Below are 19093 nucleotides of genomic sequence, written 5' to 3' on the forward strand. Positions count from 1 at the left end.
GAAGGGTAACCGGGCCAGCTTCTCTTCACCCTCCCTTCACCATTCCCGAAAGCGTGAAACGCAGCGCTCGCAGCTTTAATGCCCCTGTAACATCCCCGTGCCAACCTCGTGTCAGGTCAACAAAGAACCAAGAGAAAACGAATGACCGACAGGGCGGAAACATGGGTGGCAGGTCTTGCCACCGCGCGTGAACACAAGCTTCCTGAGAACCTCTCGGATCTTCTGGTCCGGCTGGCTCGGACGACGGATCGCAAGGTGACGATCCGCGACATCGCGATCGCGCTTCAGGACCGTTCCTTCGGCGCCTTCTTGCTGGTCTTCGCGCTTCCCAATCTGGTGCCGATGCCGCCGGGTGCGACCTTCATCCTCGGACTGCCCTTGATCTTCGTCGCCTGGCAGATGATGGCTTCTCCGGGTGGACGCGTTTTCTTTCCGCGGGTCGTCAGCGATTACGGCGTCGAGCCGCAGACCTTCGAGGCGATCGTCAAGCGGCTGGTTCCGTGGATGCGCTGGGCCGAAAAGCTGGTCGTGCCGCGCTTCTGGCTTTTCGAGAGCCGCTTTGCCGAGCGACTGATCGGCGTGTTCGCGCTGATCCTCGCCATCGTCGTCTTCCTGCCGATCCCGCTCGGCAACTGGCCGCCGGCCTTTGCGCTCGCAGTCCTCGGTTTTGCCCATTCCCAGCGTGACGGTCTCGGCGTCATCGCCGGCTGTCTGATCGGCGTGCTCTCGCTCGCGGTGGCGGCCTTCGTCGTCTACACCGCCATAGCCGTCGTCTCGCTCGTCATCTGATGATCAACGCAACCGAACAACTAGATCGCCGCGTGGTCGTCATGACGGCAGGCGGCCTCAACCCCACCCTCGTCGTCCAGCATCTCGCCAAGGCCGGCATGGATGTGCATCTTCTCCTCGAAAACCCGGAGGGCAAGGGCGAGATCACCCGCCGTCGGGCAAGAAAGCTCGGCTGGATCCCAGCGCTCGGCCAGCTCGGCACGATGATCGCCGCGCGCCTGCTGCGTCGCTTGGCAGACCGCCGCATCGCGGAACTGCTTGCCGAACACGGCCTTGATCGCACACTTCCCGAAACGGTCCCGATCCACCCGGTAACCTCGATCAATGCCGCAGAGACGGCAGCCCTCGTCAAGCAGTTGAAGCCCGGCGCCATCCTGCTCGTCTCGACCCGCTTGATGTCGGCCCGGCAGCTCGCCGCCATGCCCTGCCCGGTCATCAACCTGCATGCCGGCATCAACCCCAACTATCGCGGCCAGATGGGCGGCTACTGGTCGCTGCGGGAAAATGACGGCCAAAATTTCGGCGCCACACTGCATCTCGTCGACGCCGGAACCGATACCGGCGGCACGCTCTACGAGGTTCGCACGAAACCCGCGCCATCAGACTTCATCTCCACCTATCCGCTTCTGCTGACCATCGCCTCGCTCGAAATCGTCACCCGATCTCTGAACGATGCTCTTGAGGGACGCCTCGCCCCCATCGAGCCGCAAGGTCCCTCCGTCCTCCGCTTCCCGCCGACATTCTGGTCGTGGATCTGGTGCGGCGTGACACGCCGGATCTGGTAAAAGCAGCAGGACTCATGGCAGCGTCGTTTTTGGCGACAAGCGACGTCGTGAAGAGCGCAGTCCGGCGAATGCCCCCCGTGCATTCTGGCGCCAAAGGGAGTGAGTGGCATGGCAGACAAGATCGTCGTTTACTGGCGGGATATTCCGGCTCAGGTGATCGTCAAGCAGGGTCGCAAATCGGCCAAGCGTGAGCTCTCCCTGCGCTTCACCGAGGCGATCGATATGGCCGCGATGCGCACAGGCGCTGCCGAAACCGACGCCTACCTCGCCGACTGGCGCAAGGCCGATCCGGTGCCGGTCGGGGATGATCTCGAGGCCGAGGCCGAAACGGCAGCCGCCGAAATCGAAGCCGCTTACGACAAGGCCCGCCTCGTGGCGCTTGTCCATGCCGGAGGCCGCGACAATGGGTGAGCCCGTACTCGTCGATCCCGGCCCGCCGAAAAAGGGCAACGCCGCGCCAGCGGCCAAGGCGAAGACCGGCGCTTTCACGCCATCCGGCGTCTCGCCCAACCGCCGCGCCCGCCGCTCCTATACGATCCGGCTCTGGGCTGTGAAGAATTCCCGTTTCCTCGAATGGTTCTACCGCAACTTCGCCAGCGCCTTCCTCTTCCTCCACCCGGTCTGGAAGAAGCTCGGCTACAACAGGGTCGAAACCCCGGTCACCTTCGTCGAGCGCAATGTGAAGGGCCTGCTCTTCGACTGTCGCATGTGCGGCCAATGCGTGCTGTCCTCGACCGGCATGTCCTGCCCGATGAACTGTCCCAAGCAGTTGCGCAACGGCCCCTGCGGCGGAGTACGGGCCAATGGCAATTGCGAAGTCGAGCCCGACATGCCCTGCGTCTGGGTCCAGGCCTGGAACGGCTCGCGCAACATGGTCGCGGGCGACGCGATCCTGAAAGTGCAGAAGCCGGTCAACCAGTCGCTGCGCGAGACATCCTCCTGGCTGCGCGTGACGGCGGAAGCCGCTGCAGAACGCGAAAAGAACACGGCAAAGGAAGCCTGAGAGCATGGCCCATATCGATGAAAATCCGCTTGGGGTTCACCTTCCGCTCGATCCCCTGCCCGGCCATTCCTCGCTCGGCCGTCTGGAGCGTGTGCTCCGTCGCGGCGAATTCGCCGTCACGGCCGAACTCAACCCGCCCGACAGCGCCGATCCGGAAGACGTCTACGAGCGGGCCAAGATCTTCGACGGCTGGGTCGACGGCATCAACGCGGTCGACGCATCCGGCGCCAACTGCCACATGTCTTCCGTCGGCATCTGCGCGCTGCTCACCCGCATGGGTTATGCCCCGATCATGCAGATCGCCTGCCGCGACAAGAACCGTATTGCCATCCAGGGCGACGTTCTCGGCGCCGCCGCCATGGGCGTCGCCAACATCATGTGCCTGACCGGCGACGGCGTGCAGGCCGGTGACCAGCCGGGTGCAAAGCCCGTCTTCGACCTCGACTGCATGTCGCTTCTGGAAACCGTCCGCACCATGCGCGACGAATCGAAATTCCTCTCCGGCCGCAAACTGACCAGCCCGCCCAAGGTCTTCCTGGGTGCCGCCATCAACCCCTTCGCCCCGCCTTACGATTTCCGTCCCTATCGCCTGGGCAAGAAGATCGAGGCCGGTGCGCAATTCGTCCAGAGCCAGTATTGCTTCGACGTACCGATGTTCCGCGACTACATGGCGAAGGTCCGCGACCTCGGCTTCCACGAGAAATGCTACATCCTCGTCGGCGTCGGCCCGCTCGCCTCGGCCAAGACGGCCAAGTGGATCCGCTCCAACGTGCCGGGCATCCACATTCCCGATCATGTCATTGCCCGCCTGGAAGGCGCTGCCGACCAGAAGAAGGAAGGCAAGCAGCTCTGCATCGACATCATCAATGAGGTGAAGGAGATCGAGGGCGTCTCCGGCGTGCATGTCATGGCCTATCGCCAAGAGGAATATGTCGCCGAAATCGTGCATGAATCCGGCATCCTCAAGGGTCGCCGGCCCTGGAAGCGCGAACATGCCCGCGCCGATGACATCGCTGCCGAGCGCATGCGTGAAATCGGCGCCGATCCGGTTCAGGACCAGCAGACGCTCGCAGGCCTTGCCGCCAACACCCAGACCCATTGATTTTCCCCGGCTTCTGCCGGCACATCCCATTCCCGCCGTGCGAGAGCCGGCATCGACCGGAGGACTGAAATGACCCGCACCATCGTCGCATCCGCCACCAAGGAAATCATCATCGGTTTCGACCAGCCCTTCTGCGTCATCGGCGAGCGCATCAATCCGACGGGTCGCAAGAAGCTCGCAGCCGAAATGATCGAGGGCAATTTCGACACGGTTATCAAGGACGCGCTGGAACAGGTCGCAGCCGGCGCCACCATGCTCGACGTCAATGCCGGCGTCACCTCCGTCAATCCGAACGAGACCGAGCCCGGCCTTCTGGTCAAGACCATGGAAATCGTCCAGGGGCTCGTCGACGTGCCGCTCGCGATCGATAGCTCCGTCACCGCCGCCATCGAGGCAGCCCTCAAGGTCGCCAAGGGCCGCCCGCTGATCAATTCGGTCACCGGCGAGGAAGAAAAGCTCGAAGCCATCCTGCCGCTCTGCGCCAAATACAATGTGCCGGTCGTTGCCATCTCCAACGACGAGACCGGCATCTCCCAGGATCCGGACGTCCGCTTTGCCGTCGCCAAGAAGATCGTCGAGCGCGCCATGGATTACGGCATCAAGCCGCATGACATCGTCGTCGACCCGCTGGTCATGCCGATCGGCGCCATCGGCTCCGCCGGCCTGCAGGTCTTTGCGCTGGTCCGCCGTCTCCGCGAAGAGCTGAAGGTCAACACCACCTGCGGCCTCTCCAACATCTCCTTCGGCCTGCCCCACCGTCACGGCATCAATGCCGGCTTCATCCCGATGGTCATTGGTGCCGGCATGACGTCGGCCATCATGAACCCCTGCCGCCCGCAGGAAATGGAAGCCGTCCGCGCCGCAAACGTGCTCAATGGCACCGACGAGAATTGCTACAACTGGATCAAGACCTACCGCGACTACAAACCCGCCGAAGGCGGCGGCCACGCAGCCCCGGCCTCTGCCTCGACCGGCGGCGGCCGCCGCGGTGGTCGTGCAGCGCGCGTGGGTGGCGGTGCTGCGACGGAGTAAAAAACGGCTGAACTCCACTCTCCCCCCTTGTGGGGGAGATGTCACGCAGTGACAGAGGGGGGTAAAACCTCCGCACAACAGAAGAGGGAGACGTCCCTCAGATTTCGAAAGACCAGAATGACCGACGCCGCTGATCCCCTCGTCCTCTTCATGCCCTCGGGCAAACGTGGCCGTTTTCCTGTCGGCACCACGGTGCTCGAAGCGGCGCGATCGCTCGGCGTCTATGTCGAGAGCGTCTGCGGCGGGCGCGCCACCTGTGGCCGCTGCCAGATCGAGGTCCAGGAAGGCCAGTTCGCCAAACACGGCATCACCTCGTCGAATGACCATATCTCGCCCGTCGGGCCGAAGGAGAAGCGCTATGCCGAGGTGCGCACCATACCGGAAGGCCGCCGGCTCTCCTGCTCGGCCACCATTCAGGGCGATCTCGTCGTCGATGTGCCGCCGGACACCGTCGTCAATGCCCAGGTCATCCGCAAGGCAGCGATCGACCGGCTGATTGCGCGCAATCCCGCCGTCCAGCTGTGTTACGTCGAGGTGGACGAGCCCGACATGCACAAGCCGCTCGGCGATCTCGACCGCCTGAATGTCATGCTGCACAAGGACTGGGGCCTGAGCGACGTACTGGTCGCCCAGCACCTGCTCCCCGATGTGCAGAAGATCCTGCGCAAGGGCAATTGGGGCGTCACCGCCGCCATCCACCGCGATCTCGAAACCTCGCGCCCCAACCTGATTGCCCTTTGGCCGGGCCTGCACAACGAGGCCTATGGCATCGCCTGTGACATCGGCTCGACGACCATCGCCATGCATCTGGTCTCGCTTCTGTCCGGCCGCGTCGTCGCCTCCTCGGGCGCTGCCAATCCGCAGATCCGCTTCGGCGAAGACCTGATGAGCCGCGTGTCCTATGTGATGATGAACCCTAACGGCCGCGAGGCGATGACTAAGGCCGTGCGCCAGGCGATCAACGAACTCACGGCCAAGGTCTGCGCCGAGGCCGAGATCACGCCGGACAGCATTCTCGACGCCGTCTTCGTCGCCAATCCGATCATGCACCACCTCTTCCTCGGCATCGATCCGACGGAGCTCGGCCAGGCGCCCTTTGCGCTTGCCGTCTCCGGTGCTGTCCACACCTGGTCGCGCGAGATCGATCTTGCCATCAATCGCGGCGCCCGCGTCTATCTGCTCCCCTGCATCGCCGGCCATGTCGGCGCCGATGCTGCCGGCGCGACGCTGTCCGAAGGCCCGCATCGCCAGGACAAGATGATGCTGCTCGTCGATGTCGGCACCAATGCCGAAATCGTGCTTGGTAACCGCGAACGCACCGTTGCCGCCTCCTCGCCCACCGGCCCCGCCTTCGAAGGCGCCGAAATCTCCTGCGGCCAACGCGCCGCCCCCGGCGCCATCGAGCGTGTCCGCATCGACGCGCAAACGCTCGAACCGCGCTTCAAGGTCATCGGCGTCGAGCAGTGGTCTGACGAAGAGGGCTTCGCCGAAGCCGCGGAGAAAACCGGCATCACCGGCATCTGCGGCTCGGCGATCATCGAAGTCGTCGCCGAAATGTACCTCTCCGGCGTCATCTCCGCAGATGGCGTGGTCGATGGCGCAATGGCTGCGAAAAGTCCCCGCATCCTCGAAAACGGCCGGACCTTCTCCTACCTCCTGCATGACGGCGCCCAGAAGATCACCGTCACCCAGAACGACGTGCGCGCCATCCAGCTCGCGAAAGCTGCCCTCTATGCCGGCATCAAGCTCCTGATGGAAAAGCTCGGCGTCGAGACCGTCGACACCATCCGCTTCGCCGGCGCCTTCGGCTCCTTCATCGATCCGAAATATGCGATGGTGCTCGGCCTTATCCCCGATTGCGACCTCGAAGAGGTCAAGGCCGTCGGCAACGCCGCCGGCACCGGCGCGCTCATGGCCCTCCTCAACCGCGACTACCGCCGCGAGATCGAGGAAACCGTCACCCGCATCGAAAAGATTGAAACGGCGCTGGAGCCGCATTTCCAGCAACTCTTCATCGACGCCATGGCGCTGCCGAACAAAGTCGATCCGTTCCCGAAGCTGGCGAGTGTCGTGACGCTGCCGGAGCGGAAGGTGCTGGCGGAGGGTGATGGCGAGGGTGGCGGGCGCAGACGGCGGAGGAGCAGGGAGTAGGCGGCGGCACCGTTACCGCGATAGGCAGATATGCTTCTTGTTTCAAGTTACTGATAAGGCGGCACCAATTCTCAAGAGCGGCCCCTCTGGGTGCCTGGCAAACCGTGCGGGTCGCGGTGTCGGCAAAGCGCTCGTCCTCTGCCAGGACCAAAGAGCCAACGCTCATTTTCCGATATCAGTTATCGTGATCTGGCATTTTGCTCGATTTCACAGAACCAAGCGCTGTACCCCGCAAAGTGGGCAGGAAGCTTGGCATTACCGCCCAGCTACCGTTTGGCGCCCCTCTCACAAGTACCTCAAATTTCTCGTCGTTGTAAATCAGCCGCATCGTTTGGAGTCCTACCCACGAAGTACTATTCAGAATGCCCTCCATAGACACGTCTATTTCGCTGATCGCAGGTGCCTCGTCGCGAATACCTAAAATTCTCCAATGTGTAACCTTGAGATCGCTCAGCTCTTCCCGAAGACGGCCCGCCCTATAGCCTATTGACCGAAGCGGATAGTCGATGGTCAGCTGGGCGAGCTTGCCGAAATTGCGTGTGATGATCGCATCAAGATATGTGGCCGCCATCGCTTCGGGACTGTCCGCCTGGAAATTATGTGTCTCACCTGCGGATGCCAGCCATCGCTCCGAGATTTGTGGGCGGGCGACCCATTCGTCTATTCTGCGCCTAGTGTCTTGTGTAGCCGACATCTTGGCTACCATTTCCGCCCATGATGGCTGCCGTTGATCCTTCGCAGCTTTCGCAATGCGGACCTCTTCATCCTCCCGTCGGTCGAAATAGTCGACCATGGTCTGGAGCAAGTTGACTGCCTTAGCGGCAACAATAGCATTCCCGAAATTTGTGTCGAGCCCGTGCAGAATGCCATGTCGATAGGGACTGTCGATCGATTGCGTGTTGAGTCCCCGTCGCACTGCGCCAAGAATCGCAAGTCCGTCGGAAATACCGCCGGGGCCTACAGTTTCTGTATCGAACACTGGAGCGTCGGCTCCTCCCGAAAAGGGGTGCTTGCCGGTCTTGGTTGTGCAAATGCCATCAATGATAATTAGAATGAGTGGCACTGCAGCGAGATAGTCCCCCGCCATTATACGCTCTGCTGCGCATCTATAGAGATCGTGCCAAGCCTCAAGCCCCCTCGAATTAAATCGATGGCCGAAAGACGCCAAATTACTTGGATCAAGGTGATGTGCTACGAGACCCTGTTCCGCAACGGTATCATCCGCCTCCGCGACTGCGGCTCGCACCGCATCTACCGACAGGCGATCATAGATCGTCCAGCCACGCGGGCCAAAGCGGTTAGCAAATACACGCCGATCCTCCTTCATGCGCTCCACGTCAGCGAACTGCTTATCTAGCTCCTTTGATTGGCGTCGCATGTCGGGATTGAACAAACCAAGCAGATAAATCAGCGGACGCATCTGCTGGTATTGCTTGGTGATGTACTCCCCAGTAGCAAGGGGCCGGATTTCTTCAGGTTGGTCGGACATTGTTTCATGATGGTGCGTAGACCGGCAGGAAGCAAGTGAAGGATTGTTATCTGCAAAACATGACAACTGCCGACGCAACTACAGGTGCCTTGCAGGTCGAATCGTCTCTTTGGTCCAGGATCTACTATCTACCCTTTACCGCCCGACAGCTACTCGGTGGCCGAACGCCCAAAGCGGCCAATCCCCCCTCACCCCAAAATCCCCGCCGCATCCTCCACCATCTTCGCCAGCGCCTCCGGCCTCGCCCCGCGGATCGGGCTGAAATACATCACCTTCAGATCCTTGAAGCCACAAAAGCCCAAAATTTGCCGCCTGAGCACCTTCACCCAGCCATTGCCGTAAAACCATTTGAGAAAGAAGGTCGGCGTATCCGAGGTGATGACGATACGCGCCTTGCGGCCAGCGAGCAGCGGCTTCGGGAAGGCCTTGCCCTCGATATACTGAAAGCCGAAGCCGGGCATCAGGACACGATCCAGCAGCCCCTTCAACTGCGCCGGCGCCGATCCCCACCAGAGCGGATGCACGATGACCAGCCGGTCGCACCAGGTCAGGCTGTCGGCAAAGGCCTGCAAGTCCGGCTCCCATTCCATGCGAGCGCGATAGCCTAGGCGGAGATTGGCGTCGAAGTCGAGATCCTCGAGATGCACGAGGCGCACCGTCTGCCCGCGCCGCCGCGCCTCCGCAGCGATCTTTTCCGCCATGGCGCCGCAGAGGGCATCCCTGGCCGGATTGCCGTTCAGAACCAGAAGACGGGAGGGCTGGGCATCGCGCGACAGAAAGGACATGAGGATCACTCGTGTTTTTGACCGTGGTCATTTTATGAAGACGAAATTGACCGCGGTCAACATATATTTGGCGTAGGCTCGACCAAAAGGAATCGCGCATGAAGCTCTGCCAGACCCGCAGCCGTCAGACCAGGGATCAGATCCTGGCCGCCGCGTCAGATCTGTTTTCTCGTCAGGGCTACGAGCAGACCAGCATCGACCAGATCGCCACGGCCGCGAAAGTCGCGAAATCCAGCGTCTTTGCCCATTTCGGCGACAAGACCAACCTCCTGGCGGCCCTCGGCCTGACCGAGATCGAGCAGCTGGCCGAAGCCGGCCGTAAAGGCGTCGGCATCGATCCCGAAACACCGCTCGACACCCAGCTCGTCGCTTTGCTCAGCCCCTGGCTCACCTATTTTTGCCGCGAGCCGGCCTTTGCCGGGCTCTATCTCAGCCAGGCGGCCATCGTCACCGGCCCCTATACCGAAACCTTCATGCGCCTCTGCTTCGAGGTGGAAGATCAGGTCGCAGACCTCTTCATCCGCGCCTATCCCGCTCTCACGCCGGACGAAGCCCGCCTCTATGCCCGGGGTGTCCAGGCGCTCTTCCACGAAGTCATCGTCTTCGAAATGTCGGAAGGGCTCAAGCAGTCGCGGCCGAACCCGGCTCCACCGCAAGAGCTTTTATCGCAGATGCTGACGATCTGGGTCGACGGCGTCGGGCATCGGCAAAGTCTGAAGCACTGACACGAAACGCCGGGCCGCCTCTGCCAAAACGTCAGGCGCAAAGCCGGAAAAGCCGATCACCAGCCCACGCCTTATCGTCTCGCCATGATAAAGCGGCGACGATGCCTTGACGCCGAAACCGACGGCCCGCGCCTGTCCCGCCAGCGCCACATCGTCTTCCGCCCCGTCGAGTTCCGCCACCAGATGCAGGCCCTGCTCCGGCACGGTCACGGTGAGCCGATCGCAGCGCAAGGTCTCTATCAGCGCATCCCGCGCCGCTTTCACCCGCTTGCGCGCCCGCTTGATATGCGCCGAGAAATGCCCGTCGCGCAGGAATTCGGTGAGCGCATCCTCGGCAAGCGTCGAGGGAAAGCGATCGGTTAGCCGGCGAATGGTCAGCACCCGCTCACGTAAATGCCGGGGCACCACGAGATAGCCGAACCGGAAACCCGGCAGCAGCGTCTTGGAAAAGGTCCCGAGATAGATCACCCGGCCCTCGCCATCGATCCCCTGCAGCGCGCTGAGCGGTGGCCCAGCAAAGCGGAACTCGCTGTCGTAGTCATCCTCGATGATATAGGCGTTCGCCTTCCGCGCCCAGTCGATGAGCGAAAGCCGCCTCGCCATCGAAAGCGTCACACCCAGCGGATACTGATGCGACGGCGTCACATAAACGGCCTTGGCATCCGGCCGCGCCGCAATCCCTGAGGCCACATCAATCCCCTCGCCATCGACAGGCACCGGCGTCACTGATAGGCCCGTGCCTTCGAAGAGCTCGCGGGCCGCCGCATAACAAGGATCCTCGATCCACACGGGATCGCCAGGCTTCAGCAGCGCCCTGACCGCCAGATCAAGCCCCTGCTGCGTGCCCGCCGTCATGATCACCTGGTCCGGCTCGCAGACCACCCCGCGCGCCGCCTTGAGGTAAGCCGCCACTTCAACCCGAAGCGCATAACTCCCCGCCGGATCATTGTAATGAAAATGCCGCGCCGAAGGCTGCGTCAGATGCCGGTTCATCAGCATGCGGAAGATGCGAAGCGTCGTCTCGTCCGCCGTCGAGCATCCGAGCGCCCCGGGCAGCGGCGCTGACACCTCTTGAACCTCGATCACCTTCGGCTCGGGCACCGCCTGCAACAACGGCACGGCCTCGGCCACGTAGGTCCCCGCCCCCACCCGCGCCTCGGCAAAACCATCCGCCACCAGCATCTCATAGGCCGCAACGGCCGCCCCGCGCGACACGCCGAAACGTTTCGAAATGTCCCGTGTCGTCGGCAGCTTGTCGCCGGGCTTCATCTGCCCGCTTTCGATCAGCCCGCGCAGTGAGCGATAGAGCGCCAGTCGCCGCGGACCTTGTGCGGGTATCATGGGCGTGCTCGCAGACCAGTCGGAATTGGTTCGGATATTTTTGACCATCATGGATCTTCTTTGGACCAATCACAGCAACTATCCCTGCCGCATCAGCCGTCAGGAGGCAAGCATGAACGACAGACCCGATCCGCAATCCTTCCCCGTCACCCCGCGCAACCGCGCAAAGCGCCTGCATGAGCGCGCAGCCTACGACCGCGACGCCGTCTATGCCGTGCTCGATGCGGCGCTGCTCTGTCACGTCGCCTATGTCATCGACGGCCAGCCCTATTGCACGCCGACAATCCACTGGCGCGACGGCGACTGGCTGTTCTGGCACGGCTCGTCCGCCAGCCGCATGCTGAAGACCCAGAAGACCGGCATCCCCGTCTGCCTGACCGTCGCCCATCTCGACGGCCTGGTGCTCGCCCGCTCCGGCTTCCACCACTCCGCCAATTACCGCTCCGCCATGTGTTTCGGCACCGCCCAGATCATCGATGACCCGGAAGAAAAGGCGGAAGCCTTAGACGCCGTCGTCGACCGCTTCTATCCCGGCCGCACGGACCTGCTTCGCGAAAACGACCCCCAGGAAGCCAAGGGCACCATGGTCATCGGCATGCGCATCGAGGAAGCCTCGGCCAAGATCCGCACCGGCGGCGTCTCCGATGACCCCGCCGATGTCGATGCCCGCGTCTGGGCCGGCGTCATCCCGGTCGAGACACGGCTCGGCCAGCCCGAAATCTGCCCCAAGGTCCCAGAAGGCGTGATCGTCCCCGACCACCTCGCCCACTTTCAAGCGGGCCGACGCCTCGACGAGGTCTTGACGGAGAGCCAGGGCCTCTACGAAAAGCTGGGCTGAACGTGCCCCTTTTTTGCGGGGCGCGCTGCGAAAGCGAGGCCCCGCATGAAGACCCTATACGTCGTCACCCATCCGCAATCGATCCACCATGTCGAAGACCGCGTCGGTGGCTGGTACGATACCGGCCTTACCGATCTCGGCCGCCGCCAGGCAGACGCGATCGCCGCCCGCATCGCCGAACTCTGCGCCGGAAAGACCCCGTCGCTCGTCTCCTCCGACCTCCTCCGCTGCAGCGAAACCGCCGAAATCATCGGCCGCAGCCTTGGTCTTAAGCCCTGCTTGACGCCCGGCCTGCGCGAGATGAGCTATGGAGTTGCCGAAGGAAAGCCACAGGCCTGGCTCGACAGCCGCCGCCTGCCGGTCCCGGACGAAGGCAGCCTCGACGACACCGGCGGCATCGACGGCGCCGAAACCCGCCGAGAAATGGGCACCCGCATTTACGACGCCATGGATGCACTGCAGGCAGATCCCCCAGACACCCTCGTCATGGTCACCCACGGCTTTGCGCTCACCTTCATCATCGCCTGGTGGATCGGCATGCCGATCGACTGCCTCGGTCGGGTCAGTTTCCCCGTCCCCTCCGGCAGCATCACCCATCTCGCTGAAAACACCCAGTGGAAAAGCCGCGCCGTGGTGACGCTGGGCGAGAGAGACCATCTCATCGCCATCCCCTGACCGCTCACGCCGCCGAAATCCACCCCTCGAGCTTGAGCCACTGGCCTTCCGAAAACGGATGCGACTTGCGCGTCGTCTGGTCGAAATGCACCACCACCGTCTCGGCCGAGGCGCAGAGCTTGCCCGCCTGAAACACCGCCTGCTGCATCGAGACAGACGACCGGCCGACCCGCATCACCCGCGTGCCGATCTCCACCGTGCCAGGCCACAGCACCTCGGCGATATAGTTGATGTCAAGCTTGGCCAGCACGAAGGAAAACCCGTCTTCGAGCAACGGATCATCGGGGTTGTAGATCAGCTCCACACGACCCGTTTCCATGAAGGTCGCAAAGACCGCATTGTTGACATGCCCCTGCCGGTCCGTGTCGCCATAACGCAGCTTGTCGTAAGCTTGGCCTGCAAAATCCTCGAGCCGTAGCCCCTTCGTCTCTTCACTCATCTGCACGCAATTCCTACTGCCTACTACCTACTGCCTATTGGTCAACACTCAATTCGGCATTTACCTAATTCCACAAGCCGCCAATCGCTGACCGCTCACGCCGCCATCCCGATCATCTCGGAAAAGGCATAACGCACACTATCCGCCACCGCCTGGATCGTCTCCGACGTCTCCTTGCCGGTGAGCAACCGCACCTCGAACGAGCCCAACTCCGGCAGCCCATGCTTGGAACCCAGCGCCGTCATGTCGTCGGTGAGGTAGCTGCGCGGCAAGGGCGCGACCGCGAGATCGGCAATGACGGCGGCGCGCTGCGCCATCGTATGCGCCGAGAGATAGGCGATCCGGTAGGGCCGCTTGTCCTTGTCGAGCCGCGCCAGCGCATCCGCCCGCCAGCAGCAGCCGTCCTCCCAGATCGACACGGGCAGCGGATCGCGCAGATGCGCCGTGCCGCATTTGGCACCCGCCCAGACCAGCTGCTCCTGGTGGATCACCTCGCCCTCATGCACCACCTGGCCGGGCGCGCAATTGACCAGCGTCAGGTCGAGCCGCTGCTCGGCAAGCCGGCGCCGAAGCGCACCCGATGTGTCGACCGTCAGATCCACCATGATCAGCGGATAGAGCTCGGCAAAGCGACGCAGGATCGTCGGCATGAAGCGCTCGCCGATATCATCAGGCGCGCCGAGCCTGACGACCCCCTTCATCTCCGGCATGCGGAAGCGCCCCACCGCCTCGTTCGACAGCGCCAGCATCCGCCGCGCATAGGGAAGCAGCACCTCGCCGCTCTCCGTCAGCGTCACCGAGCGCGCATCGCGTAAGAACAGCGTCACATTCAGCTGCTCCTCCAGCTTCTTGATCTGCATCGAGACGGCCGACGGCGTGCGATAGACCCGGTCGGCGGCGGTGGTGAAACTGCCAGTCTCGGCGATTGCCACGAAGGTCCGGAGCACGTCATTGTCGAGCAGCGGAAGCGGCTGGCGCAGCATGAGAGTCATGAGGATTGACCTTCAACAAAATTGAACTTGAGAACGATACTATTGCGTTTGATTGAATGTCAATCCGGGCGCATCCTTCTCCCCATCGACAGCAGAGAGGAGGATTGCCGCATGACACAGCAGGGTTTCCAGACCGTCCAGCGGAAGCTTGAGACACTGCTCAGCAACACCCGCCGCCATGCCGTGCGCAAGCAGACCCGCGAGGCGCTCGCCATCCTCGGCCCCGCCCTGCGCGACGATCTCGGCCTCACCCGCCATCGTCAACTGATCAGTTTTCAGAATGAAAAACATCAGAAACATTCGTTTGATTGATGGAATGAAGGCGAGCAAAACAGAGCCAGGCCCGGGCGACAGAGCGAAAGACGGGCCGCCACCAAGAGGATAACGACCATGACCATGGTTTGCTGCGACACCCCTTTGCCTCGGCCAGTCACCCGGACAATCCCGCGGCTGAACGCGAGCACTGACAGCGTCGGCCTGACCGCCGCCGCCAGAACGCTCGACGAGCGCGCAAGCCACGCCGCCGATCGCCTCGTGACCCTCATCCGGACCCTGTCCCGCGCGATCGCCGATCACCGCCGCCGGCGTCTTGACGCGGCCGCCCTCGAAGCCCTGCCCTTCGACCTGCGCAAGGACCTCGGCTGGCCTTCCGGCGACACGATCAGCTGAAAACGGCCGCTGACCCCGGCGACTATCTGCGCCGCCCCGACGCCCCGTTCGCGACGCAGCCGCCCCACCGCGTCGCAAACGGGGCAGTGCTCGCATCCCAGGCCAAGCCACCCCGGGTCCGCGAAATCAAGGTTTTTCAATTACCTGCCGCCGAGCCGCGTCAGGCGCCTGGCTCACGGCGTCGCAGCCTGAAAAAAGTCGGAAAATGTCGTTCTTTAGCAATTGCCGATGCGGACGCGGCGCGCGATAGGATGACAATGTCGTAAAACGACAATCGCGCCGATCGATTCAGGCGGAGCATGCCTGCAAAACAAGGGAACGGCAGCAAGGACATCAGGGCATCATCATGAGCAAGATACAGCCGCAAACCAAGAAGCGATCCATCGTCTTCTTCCTCGTCCCGCATTTCACCCTTCTGCCCTTTGCCGGCGCCATCGAGACGCTGCGCATCGCCAATCGCATGCTGGGTTATGCCGCCTATGAGTGGCGCCTCGCCTCGGTCGATGGCCAGAAGGTCTACTCCTCCTCCGGCATCGGCATCGAGGTAAATTCCTCGCTCGCCGACGAGCGCCGTTTCCTCGGCGGCGAAAACCGCCCGAACATGGCGATTGTCTGTTCCGGCATCTATGTCGAGGAGTTCAACAACAAGTCGGTCAATGCCTGGCTGCGCGAAGCCTATAACCGCAATGTCGCCGTCGGCTCGCTCTGTACGGGCGCCCATGTGCTGGCGCAGGCCGGGTTGTTGAATGGCAAGCGCTGCGCCATCCACTGGGAAAACCTGCCAGGCTTCTCCGAAACCTTCCCCCAGGCCGAAGTCTATGCCGACCTCTACGAGGTCGACGGCAATCTCTACACCTGCGCCGGGGGTACCGCCTCGCTCGACATGATGCTGAACCTGATCGGCCAGGATTTCGGCGAAGGCCTGGTCAACCGCGTCTGCGAACAGCACCTGACCGACCGTGTCCGCTCCGCCAATGACCGCCAGCGCCTTCCCTTGCGCGCCCGCCTCGGCGTGCAGAATTCCAAGGTGCTGCAGATCATCGAGCTGATGGAAGCCAATCTCGCAGAACCGCTGTCGCTGCTTGAAATCGCGGACGACGCCGGCCTCTCGCGCCGCCAGATCGAGCGCCTCTTCCGCCAGGAAATGGGCCGTTCCCCCGCCCGCTACTACCTCGAAATCCGCCTCGACCGCGCCCGCCACCTGCTCGTCCAGTCCTCCATGCCCGTCGTCGAAGTCGCCGTCGCCTGCGGCTTCGTCTCGGCCTCCCACTTCTCCAAGTGTTACCGCGAACTCTACAACCGCTCGCCCCAGCAGGAGCGCGCGGAACGCAAGCTGACGATGTCGAGCAATCGGACGGGAGTGGTGGTGTAAGCCACGAGCCCACCCAGAGGCCTCGCGGGTCCGCTCTCCCCCCCGTGTGGGGGAGATGGCCGGCAGGCCAGAGGGGGGGGTACCCCACGGTAAAACGCCAACCACACCCAACCTCCCCTTGAGGGGGAGGTCGCGCGGAACGCGCGGGTGGGGTGAATACATGCCAGCCACCACCCGCTCACCCCACCCCGGAGCTACGCTCCGACCCTCCCCCTCAAGGGGAGGGTGTCAGCCACAAGACGCCCCCCAACAGGCTCCAACTCCCGCCGCAACCATGCTACAATCAACCCATTATCGCATGGAGACCGGCCATGGCCCCCACCGAAAAACGCGCCTTCGACCTGCCACCTGAGCAGTCCGACTATATCGATCACCTCGTAAAGTCGGGCACCTATGCCTCGGCAAACGACGTTATCAGCGCCGGCCTTAGCGCCCTCCAGACCCAGCAGGAATCGCTCGAACGCTGGCTCCGCGAAGACGTCGCTCCCGTGTATGACGCCATGCAGGAAAACCCGGACAGGGGCATCCCAGCCGAAACGGTTTTCGCGCGGCTCAGGGCGCATCACGAAACGCGCGTGAAGAGCGGCAAATGAAACCCCGCGATGTTGTCTTCGCCCCGGAAGCAGAAGCCGACCTCCTCTGGATCTACAACACCATCGCCACCGCAGCCGATCCGGCAACTGCCTTTCGCTACATCCAGCGCATCGAGCAGAAATGTCGCGGGCTCGATCTGGGCTCAGAGCGCGGCACGAAACGCGACGATATCCGCAAAGACCTGAGGATTATCGGCTTTGAAAGGCGCGTCACCATCGCCTTCACGGTAACAGCAGAGCGCGTCGAAATTTTGCGCGTGTTTTACGGCGGAGTGAACTTGCCTGCATCAACGTAAAGAACCGGAACAAGATTACGCCCATCTGCCGACTGACTTACATTCAAATCATGAAGCACAGTCTTCAAAACGCGAGTAAATTATGGAGGATTCTATAGGTAGAACGGCAGCGTAACAGGACTCACGTGACAATTCTAAGCCTCGGCCGCATCGGTCCTTCACCATGGAGGTCCCCGTACATTGCCTCAAAGTCTCGACGAGATACTCGCGACATCTTGACTAACTCGTCTAGAGCAAAACCCAGATCCGACACGTGTGCCTTAATTATAGTTGGCAAGACCGTCGGTGGATCATGAGGAAAATCTAGGCTCGCTGGCTCGCGCGTCCTCCAGCCCCTCATGCTGATTTGCTGCCAAAGATACTTAGCCTGATTGTCTGAAACGACTTTTGTTCTTTGAGCACAAAACAGCAAACTTTGCATGGACACGCGCCACTCTTTCTTTAGTGATGCCAGCAACTCAAGGGTTACTTTTCGTCCCGAAAAGCTCTCTTTAGCGTCCTCAGCAGGCAGCAGAAACGCGGACGCGAACTTATTTGCTTCGTCCTCCATCTCAGCTGTTGGGAACTGGTGCATCACAAGGTGCCCAAGTTCATGAGCCAACGTGAAGCGTATCCGATCAGCAGGATGACCACGGTTGATCAAGATAATCGGGGGGCGTCCAGGCACCGCAAAAGTCACCCCACTCACGCCAGCGCCATGAAAATCGCTTTCTGCGATAATTACTCCTGCTTGCTCCAAGATCCGGGTAAGATTCTTGATCGGGCCACGCGGCAATTTCCAATGAGCACGGACAATCGCCGCCACGTTCTCCGGCGATTCATAGCGCTCAATATCAAGATTTGGCAAAGACATGGCTGGATTGAAGTCTACGTTCTCAAGGAACAGTCGCAGATGCATTAAGCGGACATTCAATTCGGCCGTAATCATATCAACATCACGGGCAGAGACGTCTGCCTTGCCGCGAAGCATTGCATGAACACTCACGGGTGGCCCATAAACGGTATCAGTGATGCTGAAAAATTCCACTGGAACCTGAAATGTATTTGCAGCCTTAATAAATAGGTCGGCGTCAGGCTCTATCAAACCGTTTTCCAACCTTGATAGCACGGCCTGAGCGATACCCAGATCTTCTGCGCTTTTCTTCTGCGTGTAGCCTCGCAATTGCCTTGCGAGGCGCAGCAGATCACCAAATGTGGCCATTGCTTTTACTTGCTTTCGCGTTCCGATTTCCGTGGCTTTATGACTACCAACGGTGAGAACTCGTCCGGGCCGGGACCAGTGGGGAACGGCAATACGCCAGATTCATCCACTCCACCAGCCTCATCATCAATCCGATATGACCAGAGAAGAGCGTGACGATCTCGAGCCACCACCAAGATCTCCTCTATGGAAGTTCCAATCTCGTTAGAAGACCAGACAATCTCAACTTTAGCGGCCTCTGGCGGAAATCCGGGAAGTATCTGCTGCGGGTCAAGATAATCAAGGACAGCTTGCGTCAAGATATTCTTGCCCAAATTATCCTCATCCCCTTTCTTGAAACGTACGATCACCTTTCCACCGAAAATGAATTTAATCGTCTGGCTCTCCTGACGAATTAGAACGGTCCTATCACAGCTGAATGTCGATTGAGCATTACGCGCGATAGCGTCAAATACATAATTTGCCATAGTTCTAGAATACAGAACGGGACTATATCCGCTCATGGCGCGAAAGCTTGAAACTCGTTGCCACTCCTCGTAACTGTCAACGACGACCCGCTGTATTTGACTGTGATATGGCGCTAACACTGCCTGTACTTCATCCATCGACATGCTGGTCATGAGCAGCGAATCTCCAAAGAACCCGAGAGCTCGATTATTGCGCTCCGATTTTTGCAAAATCAACATAAATTATTCAAATTCAATTCCCGTTCTTTATCCGAATGAACAGGCGGTCTGATTGACCCCTCATACGGGACCAACCACCGTCGTAACGGAAAAATCACCGCAACGGCGTGTCCGTTGACGAAGCCGGTAG

22 protein-coding genes are annotated in these 19093 nt (G+C 61.4%); 14 read left to right on the forward strand and 8 right to left on the reverse strand.

The annotated features are described in order from the left end of the window. The first annotated feature begins 141 nt into the window (after nucleotides 1-141). The 7 genes from QWE_RS18775 (at nucleotide 142) to QWE_RS18805 (ending at nucleotide 6862) form a co-directional block, all read left to right on the forward strand. The gene (locus tag QWE_RS18775; protein WP_006727752.1) at nucleotides 142-789 is read left to right on the forward strand and encodes an exopolysaccharide biosynthesis protein; all 648 of its coding nucleotides are present in this window, start codon (nucleotides 142-144) and stop codon (nucleotides 787-789) included. Then, a complete protein-coding gene (locus QWE_RS18780; RefSeq protein ID WP_006727753.1) occupies nucleotides 789-1574 on the forward strand; it encodes a formyl transferase in 786 nt (261 codons plus the stop codon). Before QWE_RS18775 ends, QWE_RS18780 begins: the two co-directional genes overlap by 1 nt. Before the next feature lie 108 nt (nucleotides 1575-1682). Continuing rightward, nucleotides 1683-1985, forward strand: a complete 303-nt coding sequence (locus QWE_RS18785) for a virulence factor (RefSeq protein ID WP_006727754.1) — start codon at nucleotides 1683-1685, stop codon at nucleotides 1983-1985. Further along, complete coding sequence (locus tag QWE_RS18790) at nucleotides 1978-2577, forward strand: methylenetetrahydrofolate reductase C-terminal domain-containing protein (RefSeq protein ID WP_006727755.1); 600 nt, start codon at nucleotides 1978-1980, stop codon at nucleotides 2575-2577. Before QWE_RS18785 ends, QWE_RS18790 begins: the two co-directional genes overlap by 8 nt. A 4-nt stretch (nucleotides 2578-2581) precedes the next feature. Further along, on the forward strand, nucleotides 2582-3679 hold the full coding sequence (locus QWE_RS18795) for a methylenetetrahydrofolate reductase (protein WP_006727756.1): 1098 nt from the start codon (nucleotides 2582-2584) through the stop codon (nucleotides 3677-3679). A gap of 69 nt (nucleotides 3680-3748) precedes the next feature. After that, on the forward strand, nucleotides 3749-4711 hold the full coding sequence (locus QWE_RS18800) for a methyltetrahydrofolate cobalamin methyltransferase (RefSeq protein WP_006727757.1): 963 nt from the start codon (nucleotides 3749-3751) through the stop codon (nucleotides 4709-4711). A 117-nt stretch (nucleotides 4712-4828) separates the two neighbouring features. Further along, nucleotides 4829-6862, forward strand: a complete 2034-nt coding sequence (locus QWE_RS18805; protein ID WP_006727758.1) for an ASKHA domain-containing protein — start codon at nucleotides 4829-4831, stop codon at nucleotides 6860-6862. A gap of 175 nt (nucleotides 6863-7037) precedes the next feature. Here the strand turns inward: QWE_RS18805 and QWE_RS18810 are convergent, their stop codons facing one another. Then, nucleotides 7038-8351 carry a hypothetical protein gene (locus tag QWE_RS18810; RefSeq protein ID WP_006727759.1) on the reverse strand — a complete coding sequence of 438 codons (1314 nt, stop codon included), beginning with the start codon at nucleotides 8349-8351 and terminating at the stop codon, nucleotides 7038-7040. 188 nt (nucleotides 8352-8539) lie between these two features. Then, a complete protein-coding gene (locus QWE_RS18815) occupies nucleotides 8540-9136 on the reverse strand; it encodes an NAD(P)H-dependent oxidoreductase (RefSeq protein ID WP_006727760.1) in 597 nt (198 codons plus the stop codon). A gap of 98 nt (nucleotides 9137-9234) precedes the next feature. Between QWE_RS18815 and QWE_RS18820 the strand changes: the two genes are divergently transcribed. After that, nucleotides 9235-9861 carry a TetR/AcrR family transcriptional regulator gene (locus QWE_RS18820; RefSeq protein ID WP_006727761.1) on the forward strand — a complete coding sequence of 209 codons (627 nt, stop codon included), beginning with the start codon at nucleotides 9235-9237 and terminating at the stop codon, nucleotides 9859-9861. Here the strand turns inward: QWE_RS18820 and pdxR are convergent. Further along, entirely contained in the window at nucleotides 9799-11250 is a 1452-nt protein-coding gene (gene pdxR / locus QWE_RS18825; protein ID WP_052018227.1) for a MocR-like pyridoxine biosynthesis transcription factor PdxR, read from the reverse strand. The genes QWE_RS18820 and pdxR overlap by 63 nt on opposite strands. 64 nt (nucleotides 11251-11314) lie before the next feature. On the opposite strand from pdxR, the gene QWE_RS18830 reads away from it, so the two are divergent. Continuing rightward, the gene (locus tag QWE_RS18830; protein ID WP_040300649.1) at nucleotides 11315-12040 is read left to right on the forward strand and encodes a pyridoxamine 5'-phosphate oxidase family protein; all 726 of its coding nucleotides are present in this window, start codon (nucleotides 11315-11317) and stop codon (nucleotides 12038-12040) included. A 45-nt stretch (nucleotides 12041-12085) separates the two neighbouring features. Continuing rightward, complete coding sequence (locus tag QWE_RS18835) at nucleotides 12086-12715, forward strand: histidine phosphatase family protein (RefSeq protein WP_006727764.1); 630 nt, start codon at nucleotides 12086-12088, stop codon at nucleotides 12713-12715. Between the two features lie 4 nt (nucleotides 12716-12719). Here QWE_RS18835 and QWE_RS18840 read toward each other — a convergent pair whose 3' ends face one another. The 3 genes from QWE_RS18840 to QWE_RS25345 all read right to left on the reverse strand — a co-directional run bounded on the left by QWE_RS18840 (nucleotide 12720) and on the right by QWE_RS25345 (nucleotide 14437). Then, on the reverse strand, nucleotides 12720-13154 hold the full coding sequence (locus QWE_RS18840) for an acyl-CoA thioesterase (protein WP_006727765.1): 435 nt from the start codon (nucleotides 13152-13154) through the stop codon (nucleotides 12720-12722). 95 nt (nucleotides 13155-13249) lie between these two features. Further along, on the reverse strand, nucleotides 13250-14146 hold the full coding sequence (locus QWE_RS18845; protein ID WP_006727766.1) for a LysR family transcriptional regulator: 897 nt from the start codon (nucleotides 14144-14146) through the stop codon (nucleotides 13250-13252). A 39-nt stretch (nucleotides 14147-14185) separates the two neighbouring features. Then, complete coding sequence (locus QWE_RS25345; protein ID WP_157790737.1) at nucleotides 14186-14437, reverse strand: hypothetical protein; 252 nt, start codon at nucleotides 14435-14437, stop codon at nucleotides 14186-14188. Nucleotides 14438-14536: 99 nt separating this feature from the next. Here QWE_RS25345 and QWE_RS18855 point away from each other — a divergent pair, with 99 nt between their 5' ends. From QWE_RS18855 to QWE_RS18870, 4 genes are all read left to right on the forward strand, one after another. Further along, nucleotides 14537-14815 (forward strand): hypothetical protein, encoded by a 279-nt coding sequence (locus QWE_RS18855; RefSeq protein ID WP_006727768.1) that lies wholly within the window; start codon nucleotides 14537-14539, stop codon nucleotides 14813-14815. Between the two features lie 346 nt (nucleotides 14816-15161). Further along, the gene (locus tag QWE_RS18860; protein WP_006727769.1) at nucleotides 15162-16187 is read left to right on the forward strand and encodes a GlxA family transcriptional regulator; all 1026 of its coding nucleotides are present in this window, start codon (nucleotides 15162-15164) and stop codon (nucleotides 16185-16187) included. A 311-nt stretch (nucleotides 16188-16498) separates the two neighbouring features. Continuing rightward, entirely contained in the window at nucleotides 16499-16780 is a 282-nt protein-coding gene (locus QWE_RS18865; protein ID WP_006727770.1) for a ribbon-helix-helix domain-containing protein, read from the forward strand. Next, on the forward strand, nucleotides 16777-17076 hold the full coding sequence (locus QWE_RS18870; RefSeq protein WP_006727771.1) for a type II toxin-antitoxin system RelE/ParE family toxin: 300 nt from the start codon (nucleotides 16777-16779) through the stop codon (nucleotides 17074-17076). The genes QWE_RS18865 and QWE_RS18870 overlap by 4 nt, the downstream gene beginning before the upstream one ends. A gap of 121 nt (nucleotides 17077-17197) precedes the next feature. On the opposite strand, the gene QWE_RS18875 is transcribed toward QWE_RS18870, so the two are convergent. Both QWE_RS18875 and QWE_RS18880 read right to left on the reverse strand, forming a co-directional pair. After that, nucleotides 17198-18277, reverse strand: a complete 1080-nt coding sequence (locus QWE_RS18875; RefSeq protein WP_006727772.1) for an XRE family transcriptional regulator — start codon at nucleotides 18275-18277, stop codon at nucleotides 17198-17200. 5 nt (nucleotides 18278-18282) lie between these two features. Continuing rightward, complete coding sequence (locus QWE_RS18880) at nucleotides 18283-18897, reverse strand: hypothetical protein (RefSeq protein ID WP_040300651.1); 615 nt, start codon at nucleotides 18895-18897, stop codon at nucleotides 18283-18285. Nucleotides 18898-19093: the final 196 nt, after the last annotated feature.

Origin of the sequence: Agrobacterium albertimagni AOL15, assembly GCF_000300855.1 — a bacterium.
In the GTDB taxonomy this organism is placed as follows: Bacteria; Pseudomonadota; Alphaproteobacteria; order Rhizobiales; family Rhizobiaceae; genus Allorhizobium; species Allorhizobium albertimagni.

What these genes read in the sequence shown, in the direction of transcription:
- QWE_RS25345 (WP_157790737.1), bottom strand. Translation starts at nt 14,437, where the DNA reads ATGTTTTTCATTCTGAAAACTGATCAGTTGACGATGGCGGGTGAGGCC.
- QWE_RS18870 (WP_006727771.1), top strand. Translation starts at nt 16,777, where the DNA reads ATGAAACCCCGCGATGTTGTCTTCGCCCCGGAAGCAGAAGCCGACCTC.
- QWE_RS18875 (WP_006727772.1), bottom strand. Translation starts at nt 18,277, where the DNA reads ATGGCCACATTTGGTGATCTGCTGCGCCTCGCAAGGCAATTGCGAGGC.
- QWE_RS18810 (WP_006727759.1), bottom strand. Translation starts at nt 8,351, where the DNA reads ATGTCCGACCAACCTGAAGAAATCCGGCCCCTTGCTACTGGGGAGTAC.
- QWE_RS18815 (WP_006727760.1), bottom strand. Translation starts at nt 9,136, where the DNA reads ATGTCCTTTCTGTCGCGCGATGCCCAGCCCTCCCGTCTTCTGGTTCTG.
- QWE_RS18865 (WP_006727770.1), top strand. Translation starts at nt 16,499, where the DNA reads ATGGCCCCCACCGAAAAACGCGCCTTCGACCTGCCACCTGAGCAGTCC.
- QWE_RS18780 (WP_006727753.1), top strand. Translation starts at nt 789, where the DNA reads ATGATCAACGCAACCGAACAACTAGATCGCCGCGTGGTCGTCATGACG.
- QWE_RS18835 (WP_006727764.1), top strand. Translation starts at nt 12,086, where the DNA reads ATGAAGACCCTATACGTCGTCACCCATCCGCAATCGATCCACCATGTC.
- QWE_RS18790 (WP_006727755.1), top strand. Translation starts at nt 1,978, where the DNA reads ATGGGTGAGCCCGTACTCGTCGATCCCGGCCCGCCGAAAAAGGGCAAC.
- QWE_RS18830 (WP_040300649.1), top strand. Translation starts at nt 11,315, where the DNA reads ATGAACGACAGACCCGATCCGCAATCCTTCCCCGTCACCCCGCGCAAC.
- QWE_RS18860 (WP_006727769.1), top strand. Translation starts at nt 15,162, where the DNA reads ATGAGCAAGATACAGCCGCAAACCAAGAAGCGATCCATCGTCTTCTTC.
- QWE_RS18845 (WP_006727766.1), bottom strand. Translation starts at nt 14,146, where the DNA reads ATGACTCTCATGCTGCGCCAGCCGCTTCCGCTGCTCGACAATGACGTG.
- QWE_RS18795 (WP_006727756.1), top strand. Translation starts at nt 2,582, where the DNA reads ATGGCCCATATCGATGAAAATCCGCTTGGGGTTCACCTTCCGCTCGAT.
- QWE_RS18775 (WP_006727752.1), top strand. Translation starts at nt 142, where the DNA reads ATGACCGACAGGGCGGAAACATGGGTGGCAGGTCTTGCCACCGCGCGT.
- QWE_RS18880 (WP_040300651.1), bottom strand. Translation starts at nt 18,897, where the DNA reads ATGACCAGCATGTCGATGGATGAAGTACAGGCAGTGTTAGCGCCATAT.
- QWE_RS18855 (WP_006727768.1), top strand. Translation starts at nt 14,537, where the DNA reads ATGACCATGGTTTGCTGCGACACCCCTTTGCCTCGGCCAGTCACCCGG.
- pdxR (WP_052018227.1), bottom strand. Translation starts at nt 11,250, where the DNA reads ATGGTCAAAAATATCCGAACCAATTCCGACTGGTCTGCGAGCACGCCC.
- QWE_RS18840 (WP_006727765.1), bottom strand. Translation starts at nt 13,154, where the DNA reads ATGAGTGAAGAGACGAAGGGGCTACGGCTCGAGGATTTTGCAGGCCAA.
- QWE_RS18805 (WP_006727758.1), top strand. Translation starts at nt 4,829, where the DNA reads ATGACCGACGCCGCTGATCCCCTCGTCCTCTTCATGCCCTCGGGCAAA.
- QWE_RS18800 (WP_006727757.1), top strand. Translation starts at nt 3,749, where the DNA reads ATGACCCGCACCATCGTCGCATCCGCCACCAAGGAAATCATCATCGGT.
- QWE_RS18820 (WP_006727761.1), top strand. Translation starts at nt 9,235, where the DNA reads ATGAAGCTCTGCCAGACCCGCAGCCGTCAGACCAGGGATCAGATCCTG.
- QWE_RS18785 (WP_006727754.1), top strand. Translation starts at nt 1,683, where the DNA reads ATGGCAGACAAGATCGTCGTTTACTGGCGGGATATTCCGGCTCAGGTG.